Consider the following 23,775-nt stretch of genomic DNA (forward strand, 5'->3'; position numbering starts at 1 on the left):
TTTTTTACTTTTGCTAAATGTTAAAAAAATAAATTCCCAAAACCGAATATGTTAACGCAAAGACATTACATAAAACTCACCATACAAATACCTGAGATCCATCACATACATAACTAACTATAAATAAATAAAGTATATTCCCGAGTGCATTCCTATTAGAGCCCGACACTTTTCTAAACAAGGAATGGAATATATGAAGACCAAACCCCATATTTTATGGTTGGCATTATTATCATTAAATTTTGGAATATTAGCAGGATGTTCTGATGATAATGATAATGATAATAACCCAGTGGATCCCACACCGCCCGTTAGCGATGTGGGAGTAGATATCAGCGAAGCCACAACGCTAAGTGCACAGATTGAAGCTGTTAACATAGATGATAAAACACAAGCCAGTGTGGACTTCTATCTGAGCAACGCCAACGGTGTTGCGGTAATTGGCCTGGATAAGCTTGACAGTATTGCCACCTTAGGTGTTGGTATTGCCAAACTCGGCCAGCCACAACCGCTGCTGCCGAACAAAGACGCGGTGGCAGATTACAATACCAAAGACCAAATGGCTGAAGGTAAGGAGTGGATCAGCTATATCAATAATGAGGTAGCACCTGGAAGCGGTGCGGGAACCAAAGCAGCCACTGAATGGCAGGCCAGTATTGAAACCAGCTGTAAACTGGATTGTATTGAGAATCTGGGCAGCGGCCACTATCGCTATACTTTCAGTAAAGCGCTAAATGGCTATTCACAGTTTGAAGGTCTGGATACCAGTTACGATGCCAATGCGACGACTCGCATCTATCTGGAATTACTGCCAAGCAGTGACAGCGATGTCACCAAAAAACTGATCAACATTACCTACGACTTTGTGCCAGCAACAGGTGCTGTTGCTAAAGCCGATGAAGGACGTCAGCTGATTGATCCACAACAAAGCTGCTATCGCTGCCATACTGCCGATCTTGGCGATACCGAACATCGTTTACTGATGCACGGTGGCAAGCGCTTCAACTTTGAAGGCTGTGTCATGTGCCATACCACCTACTCTGGCGATCCAGAAACTGGAAATCCGATCGATATGGCCACATTGGTGCATAAAATCCATCAAGCCGATTACAAGATTGTCGGTCACGGTGGCAGCATGCACGACTACAGTGGTGTTAATTATCCAGGTGAAATTGCCGACTGTCAGAGCTGCCATATTAGTGATGCGGCAACCCAGGCAGCTCAATACTATATCCCGGGTAACAATAGCTGTTTAAGCTGTCATAAGGATAAGATCAGTCAGGCACCTAACACTTGGAATGGTACTGCGGCATCGCTGTTCCATGACCGTGAACTGTTCCCTAATGCTTGGGCCAACAGTTGTGCAGGTTGCCACCCTGATAGCAACAATCCTAAAGGCGCTAGCTTGATCCACGATCAGTTACTTCAGACTCGCAGCAGCATTAAAGACCTCTATGGAATGTCATTAAGCGCTGTAACGCTGGACACTGACAGCCTGACCGCGGCAATCGACTTTAATAAGTTGAACACCTTCCCTGCACAAAACAATGCCATCAAGGCACTGTGGTTAGTGGTGAACGGTAAACCTGACGAACTGACTCGTCCGGCAAACAACGGTCAGCATAAGCTATGGGATATCAGCAAAGACAGCAGTGCTACAAGAGGCATGCTACCTAGCGATCAAGTGTCCCTTAGCATGGATGGTAGCAAGCTCACCGCCACTATTAGCGATGTCAATACCGCTGATTTCGGTACGCCAGCCGCCGCCGTAGTTAAAGCCAAGATGATTGTTTGTGCTAACCATAACACCATGACCGCAGTAAATTGCGACAGTGATGAAGCCGACACGCAAGTTGAAGTTATGTCTGCTAACGCACTGGATTTGACCGGAGCTAACGCTAGCCGCGCTATTGTGGCCGACGAAAGCAAATGTCAAGCATGTCATGATAGTGAAATGCAGCAGCGAATTGTTGATGCACATACCTTAGCTGGCAGCGCAGCAACCAATGCTAACTTCGCACCAGGTAACGATAAGTGCGGCAGTTGCCATAATCCAGTAAGTGCCACAGCATTGACCGATGGTAGCTGTAACAGCTGTCACAACAATGACACTGTTGCCTATATGGGCGCCGATATTTACCACACTGCGGGCGCTGACCATATCAAGTCATTCCGCACTGCCAATAACACGCTCAACTATCGTGAAATGGTGCATTCTCTGCACGCAGGAACTCGTACTGTTAAAGGTATGGGTGCGCCAAGGGATGAGACAACTTATCCTCAGTCAGCAGCCAACTGCCAGGCCTGTCATGACGCTGGTCAATTGGACTTTGCTGGACTGAAGAAAGAAAACTCTCAGTTAGTAGCCACAGTAGGCGCCACTGCCGATGGTCAAGTAACAGAACTGTCGCCAACAGTAGCCACCTGTGCTGGCTGCCATAGCAAGGTTGCCGATTGGGCTGGTCACGCCAGAGAGTTTGGTGGTGTGGTTGAAGATAACGCCAGTGCTGGTCGTATCTACAAGGCAGGTGACGAAACTTGTTACTACTGCCACGCAGAAGGCCAAGCTTACGGGGTAATCAAGCTCCACAAGGAAGCCAGTCAAAAATAGTCTGACTTTTGATAGAAAAACGGCGCTGCGGCGCCGTTTTTTATGGCTGCGAGTCTTGTAGCATTTCAGCCATCGTGACCAATCGATAACCTTTTGCCTGTAATCCTTCGATGATGGATGGTAGCGCAGCTCTTGATGCCTCACGGCTAGCATACATGACATGCAGTAACACAATGCTGCCCGGTTTCACCTGTGCCACAACCTGCTGAGCAATGGTATCAGCATCGACACCTAAGTCAGCGTCAGCTTCCACATTCCAAGTAACAGTAACTCGCTGATGTTGCTTAAGATACCAAGGTAACAGCAGTAATTTTTTGCCATATGGTGGACGAAAATAGATGGGGCCCAAATACCCCGCTTGCCGAATCGCGATATCTGTACGCTCAATTTCATTGGTGATAACCGCATATGAGCGAAAAACCAGCCTTGGATGTGACCATGAGTGATTACCCAACTGGTGCCCTGCGGCAACAATGGCCTTGGCCATGGCGCTATGCTGTGACGCCTCTCGGCCAGTAACGAAAAAAGTAGCCTTGACCTGATAGCGTGCCAATATTGCCAGCACTTGTGGGGTGAACTGTTCCGAAGGACCATCATCAAAAGTCAGCGCCACAACTGGTTCATGCGTATCAAGATGAGACACTAACTGGCCAAATAGCTGAAAATCCCGCGAACGTGCTAATAGTAGTAATGTTGCACTCAACAGTAAAACAAGCAGCAACCACCATCCTACGCGTTTAAGTAGCCGCCGCATCTTTATGCCGCAAGCGCTGGAAACAGGTATCCTGCCAGCTCCATCAGTACCGGGATGATCGACAGCGCTAACAACGCCGCCATTGTGCCGTTGAAATAGTGCCTGCGTTGTTCACTTGCTAACCAATGCTGTAATACGGTTCCAAATAACAGCCATACGCCAACACAAGGGAAAGACACCAGCAAGAAGACTAAAGCCAGCAGCAGCTGTTGTGATATGCCATCACCGCCACTCGTAAATGCGGCAATCGCCCCCACAGCAACTATCCACGCCTTAACATTTACCCATTGAAACAGTAACCCTTTCATAAATCCCAAAGGGTCAGCCGTATCATCTGCCGCCGTCACGGTACCACTACGCGCAATCAACCAAGAAAGATATAACAGATAGACACAACCAAAAGCTTTCAGCAACCACTGTAATGACGGGAATAACACAAACAGCTGATAGAAACCAATGCTGACCAACAGCAACATCAAGGTAAAACCAAAGCAGATACCACTAAGCAATGGCAGACTACGGCGAATACCAAAGTTAACCCCCGACGCCATCACCAGCAGATTATTTGGGCCAGGAGTCACCGATGATGACACCGCGAATAACAACATTGCGTAAAAATAATCCATTCTATCCCTAGCACATGCTGCACATGGTTGAGAGTTATTTCGATGGTTATATCACATAAGTTACGCAAGTGTTGCTATAAAAAAATCCCCGTAGCCTAAATGGCGACGGGGACTTTTTAAAAATAAGGCTTAACTGTGTAACCCTGGAACCCTGGCTTACGGGTGGCAAACGTTATGCAGTTCCAGATTAGTACCAATATCGCGGTTGCGATTGGCTTTAGCGTCATCATTCCGCAGTTGTGTCAGATGATCCAGATAAGCTTGATCCACATCTTTGGTGATGTAATGACCATCAAACACTGAGGTTTCAAAGCGTTTGATATCTGGGTTTTCCATGCGCACTGCATCAATCAAATCCTGCAATCCTTGGAAGATAATGCCATCAGCGCCAATGATCTTGGCAATCTCGTCCGCATCCCGGCCATAAGCGATCAGCTCATTAGAGGTGGGCATATCGATACCATATACGTTAGGGAAACGGATTTCCGGTGCCGCAGAAGCAAAATACACCTTCTTGGCACCCGCTTCACGGGCCATCTCAATAATCTGCTCAGAGGTTGTGCCACGCACGATGGAATCATCCACCAGCAACACGTTTTTACCTTTGAATTCAGCGTTGATTGCATTGAGCTTGCGTCGCACAGATTTCTTGCGCTGCTGCTGACCAGGCATGATAAAGGTACGGCCAATATAACGGTTTTTCACAAACCCTTGGCGATATGGCAAATTCATGCAGCGGGCAATCTCCAGCGCCACATCGACAGAAGTTTCGGGAATAGGAATAACCACATCGATATCATGGTCATACCATTCTTTTTTAATCTTTTCGCCGAGTTTTGTGCCCATATGTACACGGCTGGCGTACACGGAAATCTTATCAATGGTGGAATCAGGACGGGCAAAATACACGAATTCAAAAATACAGGGTGCGTACACCGGCGCTTCAGCACACTGCCGGGTATAAAGCTCGCCATCAAGCGTAATATATACCGCTTCACCGGGAGCCACATCGCGCATCACTTCAAAGCCCACGGCATCCAACGCCACGCTTTCAGAAGCAACCATATATTCGATACCTGTGGCGGTTTCATGTTTCCCCAGGATCAGAGGCCGAATACCAAACGGGTCGCGAAACGCTAACAATCCATTGCCGATAATCATGGCGGTAACGGCGTAAGCACCACGAGTTTGACTATGGACACGTGTAACGGCATCAAACACTTCGTCGGCAGACAATCTCAGGCTATCGGTCTTGTCCAGTTCATCGGCCAACAGGTTCAACAACACTTCGGAATCTGAGGTGGTGTTAATATGCCGCCGTTTTTTCAGTAACCCTTCGCTGAGTTCGCGCATATTGGTCAGGTTGCCGTTATGCGCCAAAGCGATGCCAAAAGGCGAATTAACATAAAAAGGCTGGGCTTCTGAGGCACTGGAACTCCCCGCCGTAGGGTAACGACAATGGCCGATACCGGCATTGCCTTGCAAACGCTGCATATGTTTTGGCTCAAACACATCTTTTACCAAGCCGTTGGCCTTGCGTAAACGAAATGCCTGTCCATCAACGGTGACTATCCCCGCCGCATCCTGGCCTCGGTGCTGAAGCACTGTCAGTGCATCATAAATGGTTTGATTAACCGATGAGCGGCCAACTATTCCGACGATACCACACATGGATAAGTTTCCTCGCTGTAAGATATTCTGATAACGGTATTTTTATATTTTGGGTACAAAGCTGGAGGCGTGCTCCATATAATTGAAGAACCACTGGATCACTACACCAAATTCCGGCACCAGCTGTGAGCTTTTCCACCAGGAGGTGTTAGGCGCACCGGTAAAAGCATCCAGAAAAAATAGAATGGCACTGACGATCAACACCCCGCGTAAAATACCGAAACAAGCCCCAAGGACGCGATCGGTTCCGGATAGTCCAGTCTTATTAACCAGTTGCCCCAGCAAATAATTCACCATCGCGCCGATAATCAGCGTCACCACAAACAAAATGGCAATCGCCACCCCGTTGCGTAGCATCTCATCGTTAATTTGGGTGATATGTGTCGCGAGCTCTTGGTAAAACTGGCTAGCGATGAAAAATGCCGCAAACCAAACCACCAGCGACATAGCTTCCTTGGCAAAACCGCGGATCAGACTGACGAGGGTTGAAAGCCCAATAATAAAGATGATGGCGTAATCTATCCAAACCATGGGTAGAAGTGTCCAGCAGTAATTAAGTTCGCCGGGATTCTACCAGAGAGTGAGTTTATTCTCACCCCCGGCGATGCAAATATTTGAGGTACTAGCACGTGGCTAACTCAGTTTTCCAGCGGATTAAACTGGATAATTTTCCCTTTCAATTTGGTCAAGGATTCCACTTTCGCTTGCTGCTCTTTTAGCCGCTCCAAAGACACTTCTGGGCCAACAAAAACCCGGGTCAATTTACCATCAATCGGCTTCTCTGGCAGTGTGTAGGCGGCATATCCGCTCGTCCGCAGCCGTTGGATCAGCCCCTTTACATTGGTGGCATTACTAAATGCGCCCAGCTGAATTGTCCAGCTGACTTGTGTCGCTTTTGGGGGCGTTTGTTTACTCTTTTCTGGTGTCTGAGTGGCAGCTTGTGCATCCTTTGAAACACTGTTTTCTGTTTGAGTTACGCTGCTCGCGGCGGATACGGCAGGAGTGGCAGTTTTGCCACTATCTGTTGCCACCTCGACGACCGGTTGCTCTGTGACGGCGGGGGCAGATTTCGGCTCCTCCAGGACAGTATTGTTGGCATTATCGGCAGCAACAACCGTCGTAGTCTGTGGCCGCAAAGGGATCTCAGTAAACTGCTCCTGCTGGTGTTGTTTTTTACCGTCCAGAATATCCGGCAAAAAAATCACCCCTAAAGCCATCAGCACCACGGTGCCCACCAAACGGTTGTGAAATTGAGACGACAAATCCTTATTCCTTTCCAATAGCTTGGACAACTTCTTTGAATCCAGAAACAGTGTAAAAGGAGCCAAAGACAATTACCACATCGGTGTTATGCAAACGTGGAGATAACGCGTTCCAGGCCGCTGTCATGGTCTCATATTGCTGACAATTGGTGCTAGGTAATGCCTGTTGCAACATTGCAGCCGTCGCGCCCCGCTCGTTATGCAAACTGACCAAATGCCACTCATCAATGAGCGGTGCCAACACACTTAATACCCCATGAATGTCTTTATCTTTAAGCATGCCACAAAGCGCGTAGCGTTTACCTTGCTGTGGTAATGTGCGCAGTTGCTCCGCGAGATAACGTGCGGCATGAGGATTATGAGCAACATCCAGCAGGATTAAGGGTTGCTCACAAAAATGCTCCATCCTGCCGCTCAGCGCTGCCTGTTGTAATCCTTGTTCAATGGCGGCAAGAGGCAACGTCTCATAAAGCGCTTCTAGTGCGGCTAATGCAGTTGCCGCATTAGCGACTGGCAGACTGGGTTTTGGCAATTGACGAAACTGCCAACGCTCACCACTGAAACACCAATGCTGCGCATCAAGCGGTTGCCAATGAAACGCCACGCCCACTTGCTTCAATAACGCGCCTTTGGCAGCAGCCACCTGCGCCACTGTCTCAGGCATTTGTGGCTCACCCACCACCGCCGGGCGACCACCACGAAAAATGCCCGCTTTCTCATAGCCGACTTGTTCCCGGGTATTGCCGAGGAAAGCTTGATGATCCAAATCGACAGCCGTAATCACGCTGACATCCGCATCAATGATATTGGTCGCATCCAAACGGCCACCCAGACCGACCTCTAGAATAACGACATCCAGCGCCGCTTGCTTGAATAGCATCAATGCCGCCAGTGTACCGTACTCAAAAAACTCAGGGAGATATCGCCACGGGCTTGCTCAATTTGTTGAAACGCCGCAATCAAATCGGCATCAGTTGCATCGACGCCCTGGACCCGCACGCGCTCGTTGTAACGTAGCAGATGCGGCGAGCTGTAAACACCAACGCGATATCCAGCCTGTTGTAGGATCAACTCCAGCATTCGGCAAGTTGTCCCCTTACCGTTAGTGCCCCCGACCGTAATCACTTTGGCTGGTGCTAACGTCAGTAACTGTAACCGCGCAGCCACTGCTGCGACTCGCTCTAGTCCCAGTTCAATTTCTTGTGGATGAATCGCCAGCAGATAATCCAACCATTGTGGCAGATTGGCCGATGCGTCTGGCACTGATATCGGCGTAACCGTTGCAGATGACTTCATATTCACACTCTTAACCTTGCTTAATTTCAGCCCTTGCGCCTGACTCAGCCCGCGAGGAACAATGGCCCGGGCGGCACTTGTGGCAAGTTGAAGTGGGCAGGATATGTCACATGTACCAGATACAACCCATGCGGTTTGGCTGTTGCTGCGGCCTGCGTCCGATCTTTCATCGCCAACAATTGTCCTAGCCAATCCAGCGGTTGGTTCCCCAAGCCGACTTCTAATAACGACCCTACGATATTACGCACCATATGGTGCAAAAATGCGTTCGCCTCGACATCAACAATCACATACAGGCCTTGGCGACTGACACTGATACGGTGCAGATTACGAAACGGGGTTTTTGACTGGCATTGCACCGCCCGGAAACTGGTAAAGTCATTTTCGCCCAGCAAATACTGTGCAGCTTGGTGCATCTTTTCCACATCCAATTCACCATGATAATGACTAACACCGTGGCGCATGATGCCGGGACGCAAATTATGGTTGTAGATAATATAACGGTAACGTCTGGCGGTTGCCGAAAAACGCGCATGAAATTCAGGCGAAACTTCCTTCATCCAGCGCACCGCAATATTATCGGGCAAATTGGCATTAACACCCATTGTCCATGCGCCTGGATTTCGCACCGCAGCAGTATCAAAGTGCACCACTTGTCCAGTGGCATGCACACCGGCGTCGGTGCGTCCGGCACACTGTAACGCAATGGTTTCATTAGCAACTACCGACAGCGCCCGCTCTAATTGCCCCTGAACGGAATCCACTTCCGCTTGCTTCTGCCAGCCAAAATAGCCACTGCCGTCATACTCTACGCCCAGTGCAATTCGCATCATATCCTCCGTCATCTCCAAGGCCGCGGATTCTACCACATCACCCCAAGGGAAACTGCTGTAAATCCTGAAGATGTCTGTTGCTGTTGGCCGGTGCTGTTTATCTCGGCGAAAAAACGGCACCTGCAGGTGCCGTCATCATCATGGGTCTATGGGTCAGCGGACTATCAATCGATATCTTTCAACAATGATTCGGCTTCATCTTTCTGCCGTACATTGCCATCGACCTGTACTTCCTTGAGTAGAGCCCGCGCCGCGTCACGATCATCAATTTCAATATAGGCCCGAGCCAGATCCAGCTTAGCGTTGACGGAGTTTTCCTCATCGTCGACATCCACTAAATCCTGTTCATTCACCAGCCCGTCCAGATCGCCCATATCCACATCTACAGACTTGTAGGGATCCCCTTCCACGGTTTCTTCGCTGGCTTCATTGAGCAGTTTATCGATATCGATATAACCATTCTCTTTCTGGAATGCGGACAGATCGGCATCTGACACCGCTTGCAATGGTTTTTTGGCAATCTCGTCAGCATCTAGTGCGGCTAGCGCTTCATCTACCGTTAACTTGTCTTGCTCTTCATCGAAATGCAGGTCATAAGCATCATCTTCCGCTAATGATGGTTGTTCATCAGCAAAACTCTTCAGCAGTTCATCGTCAGTTAAATCATCGTCTTCCACGGCAAGTTCGGGTAAGTCATCAGCATCACGACTGGTATGCGGGGCTTTCAGATCATCAAAAAAGCCAGTGTCTTTTTCCTTAACACTCTTTTTCTCGGCAACAGGTTTCTGCTTTTCGGCTTCCGTGAGTTCAGCTAATAATGCGTCCAGATCTGCCTCATCCGCAGACGCGGTAGACTGTTTATCTTCCGCAGACAATTCAGTATCTTGTTTGGTTTCTACCGGCGTAGAACTCTGTAGCAAGTTATCAATATCGTCATCGGCCGCTTCGCTGCCATCACGCTCCAGTTCGGCCAACAACGCATCGGCATCATCATCTTCCGATGCAACTGGCAGATCCGGCTGTAACTCCGCCGCTATCGCATCCTGTATCGCCTCATGTTCTGGCGAAGATTCAGGCCGTGTTGCGGGGGTGGGAGATTCCAGTTCCGCCAGCAAAGCATCTACATCCGCTTCGGCGGCATCATCACTGTCGTCATCTAGCCCCAGTTCTGCTGCGATTTCATCACCGAGATCATCTTCCGTAGCCGCCAGTTGTGTTTGCGGTGAGGCGCTCGTTTCCTTTTCAGCAACTGCCGTGAATGAGGGGTCGGAGTCAAAATCAATCACGAAATCATCTTTCGCTTTGCTTGGCTCTGGCTCTGGCTCTGGCTCTGGCTCTGGCTCTGGCTCTGGCTCTGGCTCTGGCTCTGGCTCTGGCTCTGGCTCTGGCTCTGGCTCTGGCTCTGGCTCTGGCTCTGGCTCTGGCTCTGGCTCTGGCTCTGCAGTATCAGTAACCGCCGCCGTACCGTCAACCGGTGCGTCCTCTTGTTCGCCAAACTCCTGCGCTAAGGCGGCAGAAACATCGGCTGGCAAGGTATCTGCCAGTGAGACTTCCTCGGTTGTGGGTTTGGTAGCCTCGGCCTTGCTTTCGTTATCTTCTAAGCCTTCCAGCAGTGAGTCAAAATCATCATCTTTAAGCGAGACATCGGGTTCGTCAGTCTGCTCACCCATCGCCTCAGCCCACAAATCGTCCAGTGACTGAGCATCATCGGCACTCAGCTCATCGGTCGTTTCAGAGGCATTATCGTCAACAAACATCTCATGTTCAGAGATATCATCATGGAATGCAGTGTCCAGACCTTCAGGTTCAGGTTGTAACTGCTGTAAATCCTTCAACTGTTCATCAAGGACATCTTCGTCATCCAGATGAATAGCACTGACGTCATCCTCTAAATCGGCGGCATCATCGTCTATATCCAGATGCGGTTCATCCGCCGCGGCAGTTTTAGCCGTTTCAGTTATCGGTTCAGCCGCCGCTTTTTTACGACGCCCCCAAAACAGCCAACCTAAAAACAACAGTAACCCTGTCGGCAGCAATGCGCTAATGAGCAGCAACAGCGGATTGTCCACTATGGTGCGCCAGAAATGACTAGGGGTTCCTCAGCTATAGGTTGAGGCTGAGCGGCATTGTCTTCTTTAGCGACTGCGGCGGCATGCTCCTTCGCGGGGGTTGGAGTCTCGGCTTCAGCTTGGGCACTTACAACGTCCGTGGCATCTTTATTCTCTGCCGGGCTGGCATCAGTTGCCGCGTCAGCCGTTTGCTTGGCCGCCAAGTCATTTTGCAGTTTTGCTACCTCAACCCGCGCGGCTTTCAGAGACTCTTCAAGTACCGTTACACGCTGTTGTAACTCAGCGATTTGCGATTGCAGCAATTTTTTCTCATCGTCAGCAGCCAGCAACTGATCTTTAGCTCGGCTGAGTTCGTCAGTGAGATTCAGATTGGTGGTTTGCAGATTATCAACATCCAAGGCAGCTACAGCGGAATTAGCGGCAGGGGTTTGCTTCGCGTCTACGGCAACAACAGGCGTTGCTGCGGCGGTTTCTACTGCTTGTTCAACTTTTTTAGCTTTGGGTTTGCTGGGTTTGACCGTCGCCGGTGCGGTTTGCTGTTGCCAAGCATGATCGTCTTGTTCTGCTCGCTGTTGCGCCAGACTACGGGGAATTGCCAGCATCACTTCCTTGGATGGAATTAGCAGGATCATGCCCTTTTCGAGGCTATTGTAGTTTTTGCTGGTGAAGGCGTGAGGATTGGCTTCATAGATTGCTGCCATCACTTGGTAAATACTGACACTGTTGTCGGGCCTTACCTGATTGGCAATACTCCAGAAGGTATCTCTAGGGGTAGTTGGGCCATATTGTCTTGGCTGTTCCCTGCTTTGACCATCTGGGCCGGTCACTTTCAGATTTTGCCCTTGTGCTGGCAAGGTCACGAATGGTGAGCTAAGGGCAAAAAAAGCGGCCGTCAGGCCCACGAGATATGAAGTGCGAAAGTTCATCAACTATTCCCTTCCAAGCGCTGATATTCGCCCGTAAACGACTGGCTTTAGGCATTGTATTTATTGGGTTTACTATAAACCAGAAACGTTAGAGCTGCTACTGTTCACATTTGCAAAACAAAAAAGCCTGGCTTGAATGCAGGCTTTTTAACGTAAATCTGTCGGTATCGCTCAGTTAAAAATAATCTCTGATCAATAATTCGCCAATCTGAACACTGTTCAATGCGGCACCTTTTCGGATATTGTCAGACACGACCCACAGGTTAATGCCATATTCGTGAGAGATATCTTTGCGAATACGACCAACATATACGGGATCAGTACCGGCACCTTCAGTTACCGCAGTCGGATATTCATCGTCATCTTCGAACAGAACAATCCCTGGAGCATCACGCAACACCGCTTTTACTGCTGCGGCATCTGTGGGTTGTACCGTCTCAATATGCACAGCTTCTGAGTGCCCATAAAATACCGGTACGCGCACGGCAGTGGGATTTACCAATATGCTGTCATCACCAAAGATTTTGCGGGTTTCCCACACCATTTTCATCTCTTCTTTGGTGTAGCCATTATCCATAAACTTATCAATATGTGGCAACACGTTAAAAGCGATCTGTTTAGGGTAAACTTTGGGTTCGGATGGTGTGCCAGACAACAGTTTGGCACTCTGCTGTGCCAGTTCCTCAATCGCCTTCTTACCGGTGCCAGATACTGACTGATAGGTAGCCACGTTGATCCGCGAAATACCAAAATTATCGTAAATAGGCTTCAGCGCTACCAGCATCTGAATGGTTGAACAGTTCGGGTTGGCAATAATATTCCGATTGCGGAAATCGGCAATAGCGCCAGGATTTACTTCCGGCACTACTAACGGAATATCCGCTTCGTAACGGAAATGCGAGGTATTGTCGATCACCACACACCCTGCATCGGCAGCAATCGGCGCCCATTTGGCAGAGACATCACCACCGGCAGAGAAGAAACCGATCTGAGCTTGGCTCCAATCAAAGGTTTCCACATCAATAATGTCCAACTGTTTGCCGTGGAAGGTCACCGTATTACCAGCACTGCGACTGCTGGCGAGCGGATATAGATTAGCGACAGGAAAGTTGCGCTCTTCGAGGATTTCAATCATGGTCTGACCGACCGCACCCGATGCACCCAACACAACAACGTTATATTCTTGCGACATTTACCGATGGACTCCAGAAAAACCTAATTCGGACAACCAATCTACCCCAGAACCACTAAGGTTTTCCAGAGCCAGCGCGCTGAATTCACGCCGATGACGGTGATTTTTCTCATATTGTCAAATTCGCCGGGAATTTGATGAATTTTCCTAAATTGTCGGTCATCATCTCGCAGATCGTAGATGAAGCGGCATAAAGATAGCAGTTCTGTCTCCGAGGGCGCGGAATGCAATGCCAGACGAGAATTCCAGCGCATCGGTAACAGATCGGCAAGTGTTTGGGTTTGCGCCAAGCCAAGCATCTGCTGCAACCGAGCATATAGCATCAGTGTGCCCCGTGCCCGCCCTTCCAGACTGTAACCGGCAATATGAGGAGTAGCGATATCTGCCAACGCGACCAGTTCACTCATAGGGTTAGGTTCGCCTTCCCAGACATCTAATACCAGCGCCATATCTGGACGTTGCTGTTTTACCCGGATTAAAGCTTGATTATCAATGACCTCGCCACGGCTGGCATTGATCAACCAACACCCTGGATTTAGAGCCTGTAACCGCTGCTCATCCAGCAGATGACGGGTAGCATCGACACCCGTTTCGGTCAAAGGGACATGCAGCGTAATGACATCGCATTCCCGCAACAGTTTTTCTAGTGAATACAAAGCTCGGCTATCGCCTTGCCGCGCTTTGGGTGGGTCGCACAACAACGTTGCCACGCCATAAGCACTCAAGCATTTGGCGACAGCGGTTCCGGTATTACCAGCGCCGACGATGCCAACTTTACGCTGTTTCAGTGAAGTACCGTATTTAGCCGCTAACTCCAGCAACGCGATAAACACATATTCCCCGACCGAAGTAGCATTGCATCCAGGAGCGTTACTGAAAGGAATATTTCTGGCCGCGAGGTAATCAAGATCGACATGATCTGTACCAATAGTAGCACTGCCAACAAACTGCAGTTTGTGGTTATCACGCAGTAAAGTTTCATTAACCTTAGTGACAGAACGGACTAACAGAATATCGGCATCAGCCACCGTGGCAGCATCCAGTTTACGGCCATTCACGGCAACAATTTCGCCTAAATGTGCAAATAGCTGTGGCACATAAGGCATATTTTCATCTACAACCAGCTTCATTGGGTCTTTTCTTTCCAACGCATAGTACTGAGCAAGTGCTCATTTTATCTTAATTCAACAACAGCGTCCGTTGATCATCGCGTTTTTAGCCATTAAAAAAGGAAGCCGTAGCTTCCTTTCTTGGGACAAAAACTGAGATTATCCCTGATATTTACGCATCACCAAGGTGGCGTTAGTACCGCCGAAACCGAAACTGTTGCTCATTACGGTAGTCAGATTGGCATCGCGATATTCGCGCACAATAGGTAACCCTTCTGCGGCTTCATCCAGTTTATCAATGTTAATTGATGGGGCAATAAAGCCATTTTGCAGCATCAGCAAACTGTAAATGGCTTCATGGGCACCCGCAGCGCCTAAAGCATGCCCGGTCAATGACTTGGTTGACGCGATAGGCGGCACATGGTCGGTGAACACCTCGCGAATGGCTTCCAGTTCCCGCACATCACCTACGGGAGTTGAGGTTCCGTGAGTGTTGATGTAATCGATAGGTGTATCAACTGTCTCTAACGCCATTTTCATACAACGCGCCGCGCCTTCACCACTTGGCGCAACCATGTCGTAACCGTCAGAAGAAGCACCATAGCCGACAACTTCCGCGTAAATCTTGGCACCACGCGCCAGCGCATGTTCCAGCTCTTCCACCACGACGATGCCACCACCACCAGAGATGACAAAGCCATCACGGTCTGCATCATAGGTACGGGAGGCTTTTTCCGGGGTATCGTTGTACTTGGTAGACAAAGCGCCCATGGCGTCAAAGCCCATGGTCAGGGTCCAGTCTATCTCTTCGGCACCACCGGCAAACACCATATCCTGTTTGCCCATCTGGATCAGTTCAACGGCATGACCAATACAATGCGCACTGGTGGCGCAAGCCGAGCTGATGGAGTAGTTCATCCCTTTGATCTTATAAGGTGTCGCCAGACAAGCACTGGCTGTGCTGGACATGATCCGCGGTACAATATAAGGCCCAATACGTTTAACGCCTTTGCTGCGCAACGTGTCTGCTGCCTGCACCTGATTAGCCGAGGAAGCGCCACCGGTTCCCACAATCAATCCTACGCGAGGATCTGAATATTGGGCTTCGGTGAGGCTGGCGTCTTCAATCGCTTCTTTCATTGCGAGATAGGCGTACGCCGCCGCATCACCCATGAAACGCAAGGCTTTACGATCGATCAATTCACTGGGATCAAGTTTGACATTGCCCCATACCTGACTGCGCAGTTGCATCTCTTCAAACTGTGCAGAGTGGGTAATACCACTGCGACCGGCGCGTAGGGATTCAGTGACTTCCTGCTTGTTATTGCCGATGCTGGAAACAATGCCGAGACCGGTGATCACAACTCTTTTCATGTTTAACTATCCATTCCGTACTGTCAGTACTTACGATTTGCTGACGCAATGTTAGCTGTTTTAGCAGGCTTAAGTGGTCAGCTTTCCATAAATATAGATAAAATAATGCCAATTTCAGAACCTATGTAACATCCTTAGTGCTGTTACAGGAGATTTATCTGTCCGTGATTGCCGCAAACCCTGCTTTACAGTCCCATTCGCCCCGCGAGATAACCTATCTAGGAGGCTGCGGCACCGCAGCGCTACCACGACTATTACAACACTGTACCGAGACGTTGCGGCATCGCCCGACAGCCAAACTTCATCTGCTGGTATTTGCCGCTGACGATACTGAAAATAAAGCAAACACGCACTTACAAGCACTGCTGAAGCAATTGCAGCCATTCAAACATTTGCCACTAGTACAGGCAATGTTGCAACAACCGCTATTGCCTATAGAGATGTGCCAACGATTACTATTGGCCGCTGGCCGGATAACAATTGATCTTTACCTTGGCAGCCATAGAAACTTGCTCAAGACGATTATGGCGCCATGCCCATGGATAACACTGTGGTACTGGCAAGCCCCTTTCACGCCAACCATTCCTTTCATCTGGCAACTGGCAAGATTTAGCTGCGATAACTGTGTTATCCATTTACCGGACGAGCAGTTTGCTACATTAAAACCGCATTTTATTACCGCCGGATTTCAATGTCAGTCATCAACGGAGATAACTAAAGTAAATGATGACATCGCCTTAGCTGAGCGTCAGGCACTACGACATGAAGCATTAACACAGAACACTCCCTATCCAAGATATTGTCAGCCTGGCCTTGACGGCGATTCGCCAGTTGCCATTATCGGCGCAGGCATTGCGGGGGCATCATTGGCCTTATCGCTGGCAGAGCACGGGATTTACTCCCAGGTATTTTACGCCGAAAACGATGTTGGAGCGGCCGCCAGCGGTAATAGGCAAGGAGCACTTTACCCACAATTCATACCGGAAGCCGATGCGTTAAACACCTTTTTTCAACAGGGCTTTCTGTTCAGTCGCCAGCGCATTGAGCAATTAGTCACCTATGGTCACGATATTCCCCATGATTTCTGTGGTGTGCTGCTTACGGGCTTTGATCCACACAGCCGCGCCAGGTTGGAGAAAATAGCCGCGGCTTACCCTTGGGATAATGAATTTTTGCAATGGTTAGCCGTTGATGCCGCCAATGCTGTTGCAGGTGTTAACGTTAACGAACCCGGGATTTTCTATCCGCTAGCGGGGTGGGTTGGCCCGCAAAAATTCACCCAAGCCGCCTTAGCGCAAGCACAGCAATGCGGATACGCCCAGACAAGAGCAAACACCCAGATTATCAGGCTGACGCCTAACGCAGATAAATGGCAACTCAGTGATGCGCAGGGAAATAACTACGGCCCCTATACCAGCGTCATCATCGCCAATGGCAGCGCCTTAATAGACTACCCACAAACTGCACAGTTACCGGCGACAAGATTTCGTGGGCAAGTCAGCGAAGTGCCAACCCAGCCAGGTCTGGCGGAGGTAAACACGGTACTTTGCGCCAGAGGTTATCTGACGCCGGCATGGGAACACGTCCATTGTCTCGGTGCCAGCTATATCAAAGATTCTCAGTCACTGAGTTATAGCGAAAGCGAGCAACAAGAAAATCTCGAGAAGCTCCAGCAAAGTTACCCTGATACCACTTGGCATAGCCAACTTAAGATGGGGCAACAAGCACGTGTTGGTGTGCGTATGGTCACCCGCGATCACCTACCTATGGCAGGCGCCGTACCAGATGTTAACGCTATTTACTCACAAGCCAAGGTCATACATAACATTGATTTCTGGCACAAAACCAAGGCGCCATTACATCAAGGATTGTATGTATTGGGCGCGCTGGGCTCGCGTGGATTATGCAGTGCGCCGCTGGCTGCTGAAATGCTGGCGGCGGAACTTACACATCAGCCGCTGCCGTTATCAGTCTCTGAGCTTGAGCACTTGAGTGCTAACCGCAAGTGGATGCGGAAACTCTTAAAAGGCAAAGAGTTATAACATGTAGCAGTCAGCATCCCCGAATGACTCCGGGGATGGATGGCGCACTAACTTACGATGCGAGCTTGTAACTCCAGCCAGGCGTGCTCCACCAGCCGATAGTCAGGATCTTCCAGTTCTTTTGCCGCCTGTTTCAGACAATCATTCATCTTGGTTGCCAAAGCATCAGCGCCCTGCTCCGTTTCAGCCTCCAATTCTGCCAACACCACGGCAAAATGCCCTTGCAGATAACCGCTAGCAAACAATGCATCGTCATCGCCGTTGGCAACAATTTCCGCCAGCCAGTGTTGCAGTGCCTGTTCATATTTTTCCAGCATGTTTTTACTCCACAAGATCGGGGTTAGCCACCTGATACATCACGTAATCGCGATAGCCAGTAATAATTCGGTAATAGCCACTGAGTTCAGCATCCAGCGCCGGGTCGCCACTATCCACGATCAGCGGTTTTCCTGCAAGTGCTTTAAGCTTGGTTTTGGTGGCAACAATAATGAGGTTGTCTCTGCCAATCTGGCGGATAAGTGCCGGAGACAACTGCTGATTACCTCGGCCAAGAATATGTCCCTGACCACCGATCAGGGTGATCACCAACTTGACTTGTTTTCCTGCGGTGGCAGCCAACAGCTCAGCAGCCGTCAAATCGTTGCCAATTAACTGTTTATCCTGAATAAGATCTACGCCAAGCAAGGTGTTATCGAGCCCCAACTCTTGCATAATGGCAGCAACAGTTGAGCCCGAGCCCATGATATATAGCTCATCTTCCATCTGTTCGATGACATCAGCGGCAATATCGGCTAACACCAGCTCATCCACTTCTCGGCCGCCCATTTTTACCGACTGAATATACCGAGGCGCAGCCGGCACAGTCATTTCACCATAACGCTTGGCGCGAACAGTACCAGCACGAAAGGCCACCTCATCAATATCCATCACATCGGCTTGCATCAGGCTGACCAATTGCCCGTCTAGCAGCATTTTCAGCACCATACCGGAAGCGTGTGGCGTGACACCATAAACACCGGAATGAATTTTCACGCCAGCGGGCACACCCAAGACCGGAATAGTATCGCCAACCACACTATCAATATCGCGGGCCGTACCGTCACCACCGGCAAACAGCAACAAATCTGGTTGGTAACTCAATATCTGCTTTACCGCTTCACAGGTATCAACAGCGGTAGTTTGCGCAGGCGCTGGGTAACAACAGGTCACCGCAAAACCGAGTTGTTCGGCCAACGTCTGCCCCATCGCACCGGCGGCGGTAATTATCTGCAGCTTGTCGGCATAGTCCTTAACCACAGCTAATGCTTGGCCCATCCGCTCATTGGCCTTAGGTGTTGCCCCTAACCGCAGCGCTTCATCAGCAACATTATCACTGCCCTTCAGCGCCACACTGCCGCCGAGCCCGGCTAACGGATTGATGATAAGGCCCAAACGAAATTGACGTTGCATCAGCGTTCCTTAGTTCAAGCCGCGATTGCCAGCTTACGTTTTGCCGGAGAGTTTTGATCCTCAGGAGGCAGCATCAACACCACCAGCATTGCGGCTACCGCACACGCGGCGGCAAATATCCACACCAACCAGGCACTGCTGCCATCGCCCCAGATATGGCCACTGATCCAGTTACCTAACGCGCCGCCCACACCAAAACTGATACTGGCATAAAGTGCCTGACCTTTGCTCTGATGGTGTTTATCAAAGTGGCGATGCACGAACTGAATGGACGAAGCATGTACCAAACCAAATGTAAACGCATGCATCACCTGACTGAGCGCCAAAATCAGCATATTGTCGGGGACAAACGCCACCAGCAACCAACGGATAGCAGTGACCGCCATGCCGGTCATCAGCAAGGCCCGTAATGTAAAGCGTCCCAATAACCTAGGAGCAATGGCAAACATGAAAATTTCCGCCATCGCGCCCATGGCCACAAACACCCCAGCGGTAGCCTCTGAATAACCGACCTGTTTGAGATACAACACAAAAAAGCCGTAAAACGGGCCGACACTAGCTTGCAACAACATCGCCGACAACAAAAACCACACTATGGGCTTAGTGAACTTCAACGGCATCACCTCATCGGTGGTGGCCGCAGTTCGGCTGGCTTGCAATGGCATAGAACAGAGGAATAACCCCGCGAATAAGGTCATGCCTACATATAATACGGCTTCTGGGCCAAACCACTTGACCACGGCACCGGTTGCTATCACCCAGATAATGTAACCAACGCTGCCAAAACTACGGATGCTGCCATAACGATTTGACTGCGCCCCTAACGTTTCCAGAGTAATCACTTCCATCTGCGCCAGAACCGCATTCCAGAAGAAGGTATAAAACGTCAGGCTGAGCGCCAAGTAGATAAATCCGCCGTTGTAGAAAAAGCTGAGATAACCAACTGCCGCAGTGAGACTCCCAAGTTTCACCAACTCGGCGCGGTGCCCCGTACGGTCGGCCACCATCGCCCACATATTTGGGGCAATGATGCGCGTTCCCATAAAAATCGCCATCAAAAAACCGATTTCAGCGGCGTTAAATCCCCGGTGTTCAAGAAATACCCCCAGATAAGGAATTAACGCACCGAGAATGGCAAAAAAGAAAAATAACAACCTGAGAGCCAGCGTAACTGCCCCTCAGGAATAAAGAAGTTCATCATGGTGGTTAACGCATTCCTAGTACAGGCGTCGGGCTGGTAACATCCAGATTCTGTGCGCGATGACGCAGCAGATGATCCATCAGCACTATGGCCAGCATGGCTTCGGCAATTGGCACCGCGCGGATGCCAACACAAGGATCGTGGCGCCCTTTAGTCACCATCTCCACTTGTTCACCCTGCACCGTCATACTCTTGCCGGGAATGCTAATACTGGAAGTCGGTTTTAGCGCGATATGTGCCACAATTGGCTGTCCTGATGAGATACCGCCTAACACACCACCAGCATGATTTGATTCAAACCCCGCAGGCGACATTAAATCCCGATGCTCAGAACCATGTTGGGTTACCACCGCAAACCCATCACCAATCTCGACCCCTTTAACCGCATTAATGCCCATCAAGGCGTGAGCGATATCGGCATCAAGTCGGTCAAACACGGGCTCGCCCAGTCCAACTGGCACATTGGTCGCCACCACGCTGACTTTAGCACCAATCGAATCACCAGACTTTTTCAGCTCGCGCATATATTCATCCAGCGCCGTCAACTTGCCCGCATCAGGAAAGAAAAAATCATTGCGTTCGATTTCGTCCCAATCGAGCTGCTCAGCACAGATGGGGCCTAACTGCGACAGATAACCGCGGATTTCTATTCCAAACTGTTGCTGTAGATATTTTTTGGCAATGGCTCCGGCCGCTACCCGCATGGCGGTTTCCCGCGCCGAAGAACGGCCACCGCCACGATAGTCTCGAGTACCGTACTTTTGCTGATAGGTGTAATCCGCATGGCCGGGACGGAACAGATCTTTGATATTGGAGTAATCCTGGCTGCGCTGATCGGTATTGTTGATGAGCAAGCCAATCGAAGTCCCGGTGGTTTTCCCTTCAAACACGCCAGAGAGGATCTGCACTTCATCCGCTTCCCGCCGCGCCGTGGTATAACGGGAACTTCCCGGACGGCGCCGATCAAGATCCCGCTGCATATCGGCTTCGGTCAATGCCAGCCCGGGAGGACAACCATCCACGATACAGCCCAACGCCGGACCGTGACTCTCGCCAAAACTGGTGACAACAAAATTCTGACCTATGCTGTTTCCCGACATCTAACTGTTTTGCCCCTATTCCTGAATTAATCGGTATTATTGGTCGTTAATACGCCAAGGCGCAAACGTCTGCTGCTGTTCCAGTAACTGATCTTTGGTCAGTACAAATACACCGTCGCCACCACGTTCCAGACTGACCCACGTAAAAGGCACATCGGGGAACTGTTCAATCAGGTGCACCATGGAGTTACCCACTTCCACTACTAACAAACCTGTTTCAGTCAGATAATCCGCTGCATTTGCAAGAATACGGCGGGTAATATCCAAGCCATCGTTGCCAGACGCTAAGCCCACCTTAGGCTCGTGGTGATATTCTTCCGGCATATTGGCCAGATCCACCGCATCCACGTAAGGTGGGTTGGAGACGATCAAATCGTATTGCGGCCCTTGAGGAATAGCGCTAAACAGATCGGACTGCATCGGATAAACCCGGTCCATCACCCCGAGCGTCTCAATATTTATCTGAGCAACTTCTAACGCTTCATTACTGATATCCAAAGCATCAACTTCGGCCTCTTCAAACGCATAAGCACAAGCAACAGCAATGCAGCCGCTACCGGTACACAAATCCAGTACTCGATTGACCGGTTTATTGTATAACCACGGACTGAAGCGATTTTCAATCATTTCGGCAATGGGTGAACGCGGTACCAACACCCGTTCGTCCACATAAAAATCCAACCCGGCAAAGGTGGCGCGGTGCGTCAAATAAGGCACAGGCAGGCGCTCACGCACCCGGCGGATAATCAGTTCGACAATTTTATGCTTTTCACTGCTAGTAAGATTGGCATGGATGACTTGCTGACCAATCTCATCAGGCAAGTGCAATGCGTGAAATACTAAAGAAATAGCTTCATCCCAGGCATTATCAGTACCGTGACCGTAATAGATGCCTGCATCATTAAAACGACTGACGGCCCAGCGCAACATGTCGCCTACGGTTCTCAGTTCGGTGACCGCTTCGTCAACAAAGATCTTGTCCAAAATCGCACTCCGGCTTGCTCAAAACTGTCCCATTGTAACTGAACTCTGTTCAGAAGGAACAGAATTCAATAAAATGCGGCAATGAGCAAAGAACCCCATAAAGAAGGGCTGGCGGAGTTTCAACAACTCGTTGAAGGCATTACGCCCCTGCCCCAAGACAAACGCCATTTTCGCCCACCGGTGAAAACTCGTCAGCAGTTGGCCGATAAGGTAGTGCAACTGCAGGCAACGAGTTATTTTTCTGATATTTATCAGCCATTGTTACCAGTAAATGGGCCCATGCGTTGGTGTCGTGAAGATGTTGATGCCATGGAGTTAAAGCGTTTAAGACGCGGCGACTATACCCCAGAGCTTTTATTAGATTTACATGGCTACCGGCAAACCGAGGCAAAACTGGAAATCGCGGCATTGATTCAAGCGTGTATTCGTGAGCATCTGCTGTGTTGCAGTGTCATGCACGGTCATGGCAGTGGCATTCTCAAACAACAGGTGCCTATGTGGCTGGCACAACATCCGCAAGTAAAAGCCTTCCATCAAGCGCCACGGGAATGGGGCGGCGACGCGGCTATTCTGGTGCTGGTTGATATTGGTGATCACCCACACCGCCGTTAACTCTTCGTAAAGAGTACAGCGCCTTAGACGGCGCTGTACGACTAACTAATACTATGGGCAGTTTGCTGCCACATTAATTCGGCGTGGCGACCCATAATATCCACCAGCGCCACTGATGATGTAGCAAACAATGGCGGTTCCACCCCAGCAACTAATTCACTCACCATATAGCCAAGTAACGGCATGTGCGACAGCACCAAGACATTTTCAGCTTGATACTGTTCGGCATATGCCAGTACCAACCTAGCAGCCATTTCAGGATCGGCGGCTGGCACTAGTTCGTCCAGCACCTTACATTTACGCGGCGCTGGAAAATGTTGCGACACTTCCTGCCACGTCTGTTGCGTCCGCAGATAAGGACTTACCAATACCAACTGAAATTTGACGCCAGTTGATTTAAGCCACTCGCTCATCAAGGCAACATGATGGAGACCGGACTCTGTTAATGACCGTTCCCTGTCATACTTTGCTTCGTGGCCAGCTTCCCCGTGGCGCATCAAATATAGCTGCATACATCACTCACTACAGAAGATATTATTCTGGTTATCTGTCTATTGTAGCCCTATCTCTGTTGGCAGAAAAACCGACACTCCCGCATTCTTTGCACGAAAAGCTGTATCTGATATTTGCCAAAAAAGCCACAGACCATCAATATATAATGATT

At 49.8% G+C, this 23,775-nt stretch carries 18 protein-coding genes and 3 pseudogenes; 3 read left to right on the forward strand and 18 right to left on the reverse strand.

What is annotated here, in order from left to right; all coding sequences use genetic code 11:
• Window positions 1-193: 193 nt before the first annotated feature.
• Entirely contained in the window at window positions 194-2,611 is a 2,418-nt protein-coding gene (locus KHX94_RS01045) for an OmcA/MtrC family decaheme c-type cytochrome (protein WP_213682043.1), read from the forward strand.
• Between the two features lie 40 nt (window positions 2,612-2,651).
• On the opposite strand, the gene KHX94_RS01050 is transcribed toward KHX94_RS01045, so the two are convergent.
• From KHX94_RS01050 to fabB, 12 genes and pseudogenes are all read right to left on the reverse strand, one after another.
• Window positions 2,652-3,332 carry a polysaccharide deacetylase family protein gene (locus KHX94_RS01050; protein ID WP_244859277.1) on the reverse strand — a complete coding sequence of 227 codons (681 nt, stop codon included), beginning with the start codon at window positions 3,330-3,332 and terminating at the stop codon, window positions 2,652-2,654.
• A gap of 35 nt (window positions 3,333-3,367) precedes the next feature.
• Window positions 3,368-3,991, reverse strand: a complete 624-nt coding sequence (locus KHX94_RS01055) for a LysE family translocator (protein ID WP_213682045.1) — start codon at window positions 3,989-3,991, stop codon at window positions 3,368-3,370.
• Window positions 3,992-4,147: 156 nt separating this feature from the next.
• The gene (gene purF, locus KHX94_RS01060) at window positions 4,148-5,662 is read right to left on the reverse strand and encodes an amidophosphoribosyltransferase (RefSeq protein WP_213682046.1); all 1,515 of its coding nucleotides are present in this window, start codon (window positions 5,660-5,662) and stop codon (window positions 4,148-4,150) included.
• 42 nt (window positions 5,663-5,704) lie between these two features.
• The gene (locus KHX94_RS01065; RefSeq protein ID WP_213682047.1) at window positions 5,705-6,193 is read right to left on the reverse strand and encodes a CvpA family protein; all 489 of its coding nucleotides are present in this window, start codon (window positions 6,191-6,193) and stop codon (window positions 5,705-5,707) included.
• Window positions 6,194-6,300: 107 nt separating this feature from the next.
• The gene (locus KHX94_RS01070; protein WP_213682048.1) at window positions 6,301-6,924 is read right to left on the reverse strand and encodes an SPOR domain-containing protein; all 624 of its coding nucleotides are present in this window, start codon (window positions 6,922-6,924) and stop codon (window positions 6,301-6,303) included.
• A gap of 4 nt (window positions 6,925-6,928) precedes the next feature.
• Window positions 6,929-8,220, reverse strand: a pseudogene (folC, locus tag KHX94_RS01075) (bifunctional tetrahydrofolate synthase/dihydrofolate synthase).
• 44 nt (window positions 8,221-8,264) lie between these two features.
• A complete protein-coding gene (gene truA, locus KHX94_RS01080; protein ID WP_213683289.1) occupies window positions 8,265-9,050 on the reverse strand; it encodes a tRNA pseudouridine(38-40) synthase TruA in 786 nt (261 codons plus the stop codon).
• A gap of 167 nt (window positions 9,051-9,217) precedes the next feature.
• Window positions 9,218-11,122, reverse strand: a complete 1,905-nt coding sequence (locus KHX94_RS01085) for a FimV/HubP family polar landmark protein (RefSeq protein ID WP_213682049.1) — start codon at window positions 11,120-11,122, stop codon at window positions 9,218-9,220.
• Complete coding sequence (locus tag KHX94_RS01090; protein ID WP_213682050.1) at window positions 11,122-12,048, reverse strand: FimV/HubP family polar landmark protein; 927 nt, start codon at window positions 12,046-12,048, stop codon at window positions 11,122-11,124. The genes KHX94_RS01085 and KHX94_RS01090 overlap by 1 nt, the downstream gene beginning before the upstream one ends.
• Window positions 12,049-12,223: 175 nt before the next feature.
• A complete protein-coding gene (locus tag KHX94_RS01095) occupies window positions 12,224-13,240 on the reverse strand; it encodes an aspartate-semialdehyde dehydrogenase (RefSeq protein ID WP_213682051.1) in 1,017 nt (338 codons plus the stop codon).
• Window positions 13,241-14,370, reverse strand: a pseudogene (locus tag KHX94_RS01100) (4-phosphoerythronate dehydrogenase).
• Window positions 14,371-14,508: 138 nt separating this feature from the next.
• On the reverse strand, window positions 14,509-15,723 hold the full coding sequence (gene fabB / locus KHX94_RS01105; protein WP_213682052.1) for a beta-ketoacyl-ACP synthase I: 1,215 nt from the start codon (window positions 15,721-15,723) through the stop codon (window positions 14,509-14,511).
• A gap of 164 nt (window positions 15,724-15,887) precedes the next feature.
• On the opposite strand from fabB, the gene mnmC1 reads away from it, so the two are divergent.
• Window positions 15,888-17,765, forward strand: a complete 1,878-nt coding sequence (gene mnmC1 / locus KHX94_RS01110; RefSeq protein WP_213682053.1) for an FAD-dependent 5-carboxymethylaminomethyl-2-thiouridine(34) oxidoreductase MnmC1 — start codon at window positions 15,888-15,890, stop codon at window positions 17,763-17,765.
• Window positions 17,766-17,812: 47 nt separating this feature from the next.
• On the opposite strand, the gene KHX94_RS01115 is transcribed toward mnmC1, so the two are convergent.
• From KHX94_RS01115 to prmB, 5 genes and pseudogenes are all read right to left on the reverse strand, one after another.
• Window positions 17,813-18,082, reverse strand: coding sequence for a YfcL family protein (locus tag KHX94_RS01115; RefSeq protein WP_213682054.1), 270 nt, complete (start codon window positions 18,080-18,082; stop codon window positions 17,813-17,815).
• A gap of 4 nt (window positions 18,083-18,086) precedes the next feature.
• Window positions 18,087-19,214 carry an ATP-NAD kinase family protein gene (locus KHX94_RS01120; RefSeq protein ID WP_213682055.1) on the reverse strand — a complete coding sequence of 376 codons (1,128 nt, stop codon included), beginning with the start codon at window positions 19,212-19,214 and terminating at the stop codon, window positions 18,087-18,089.
• Window positions 19,215-19,228: 14 nt separating this feature from the next.
• A pseudogene (locus tag KHX94_RS01125) lies at window positions 19,229-20,415 on the reverse strand (MFS transporter).
• 5 nt (window positions 20,416-20,420) lie between these two features.
• The gene (gene aroC, locus KHX94_RS01130; RefSeq protein WP_133038872.1) at window positions 20,421-21,515 is read right to left on the reverse strand and encodes a chorismate synthase; all 1,095 of its coding nucleotides are present in this window, start codon (window positions 21,513-21,515) and stop codon (window positions 20,421-20,423) included.
• Window positions 21,516-21,551: 36 nt separating this feature from the next.
• On the reverse strand, window positions 21,552-22,499 hold the full coding sequence (gene prmB / locus KHX94_RS01135) for a 50S ribosomal protein L3 N(5)-glutamine methyltransferase (protein WP_213682056.1): 948 nt from the start codon (window positions 22,497-22,499) through the stop codon (window positions 21,552-21,554).
• 81 nt (window positions 22,500-22,580) lie between these two features.
• Between prmB and smrB the strand changes: the two genes are divergently transcribed.
• Window positions 22,581-23,111: an endonuclease SmrB gene (gene smrB, locus KHX94_RS01140; protein WP_213682057.1), complete on the forward strand. Its 531-nt coding sequence runs from the start codon at window positions 22,581-22,583 to the stop codon at window positions 23,109-23,111.
• Between the two features lie 41 nt (window positions 23,112-23,152).
• Here smrB and sixA read toward each other — a convergent pair whose 3' ends face one another.
• Entirely contained in the window at window positions 23,153-23,623 is a 471-nt protein-coding gene (gene sixA, locus KHX94_RS01145) for a phosphohistidine phosphatase SixA (RefSeq protein WP_213682058.1), read from the reverse strand.
• Between the last annotated feature and the right edge of the window lie 152 nt (window positions 23,624-23,775).

The organism is Shewanella dokdonensis (assembly GCF_018394335.1).
Classification (GTDB): Bacteria; Pseudomonadota; Gammaproteobacteria; order Enterobacterales; family Shewanellaceae; genus Shewanella; species Shewanella dokdonensis.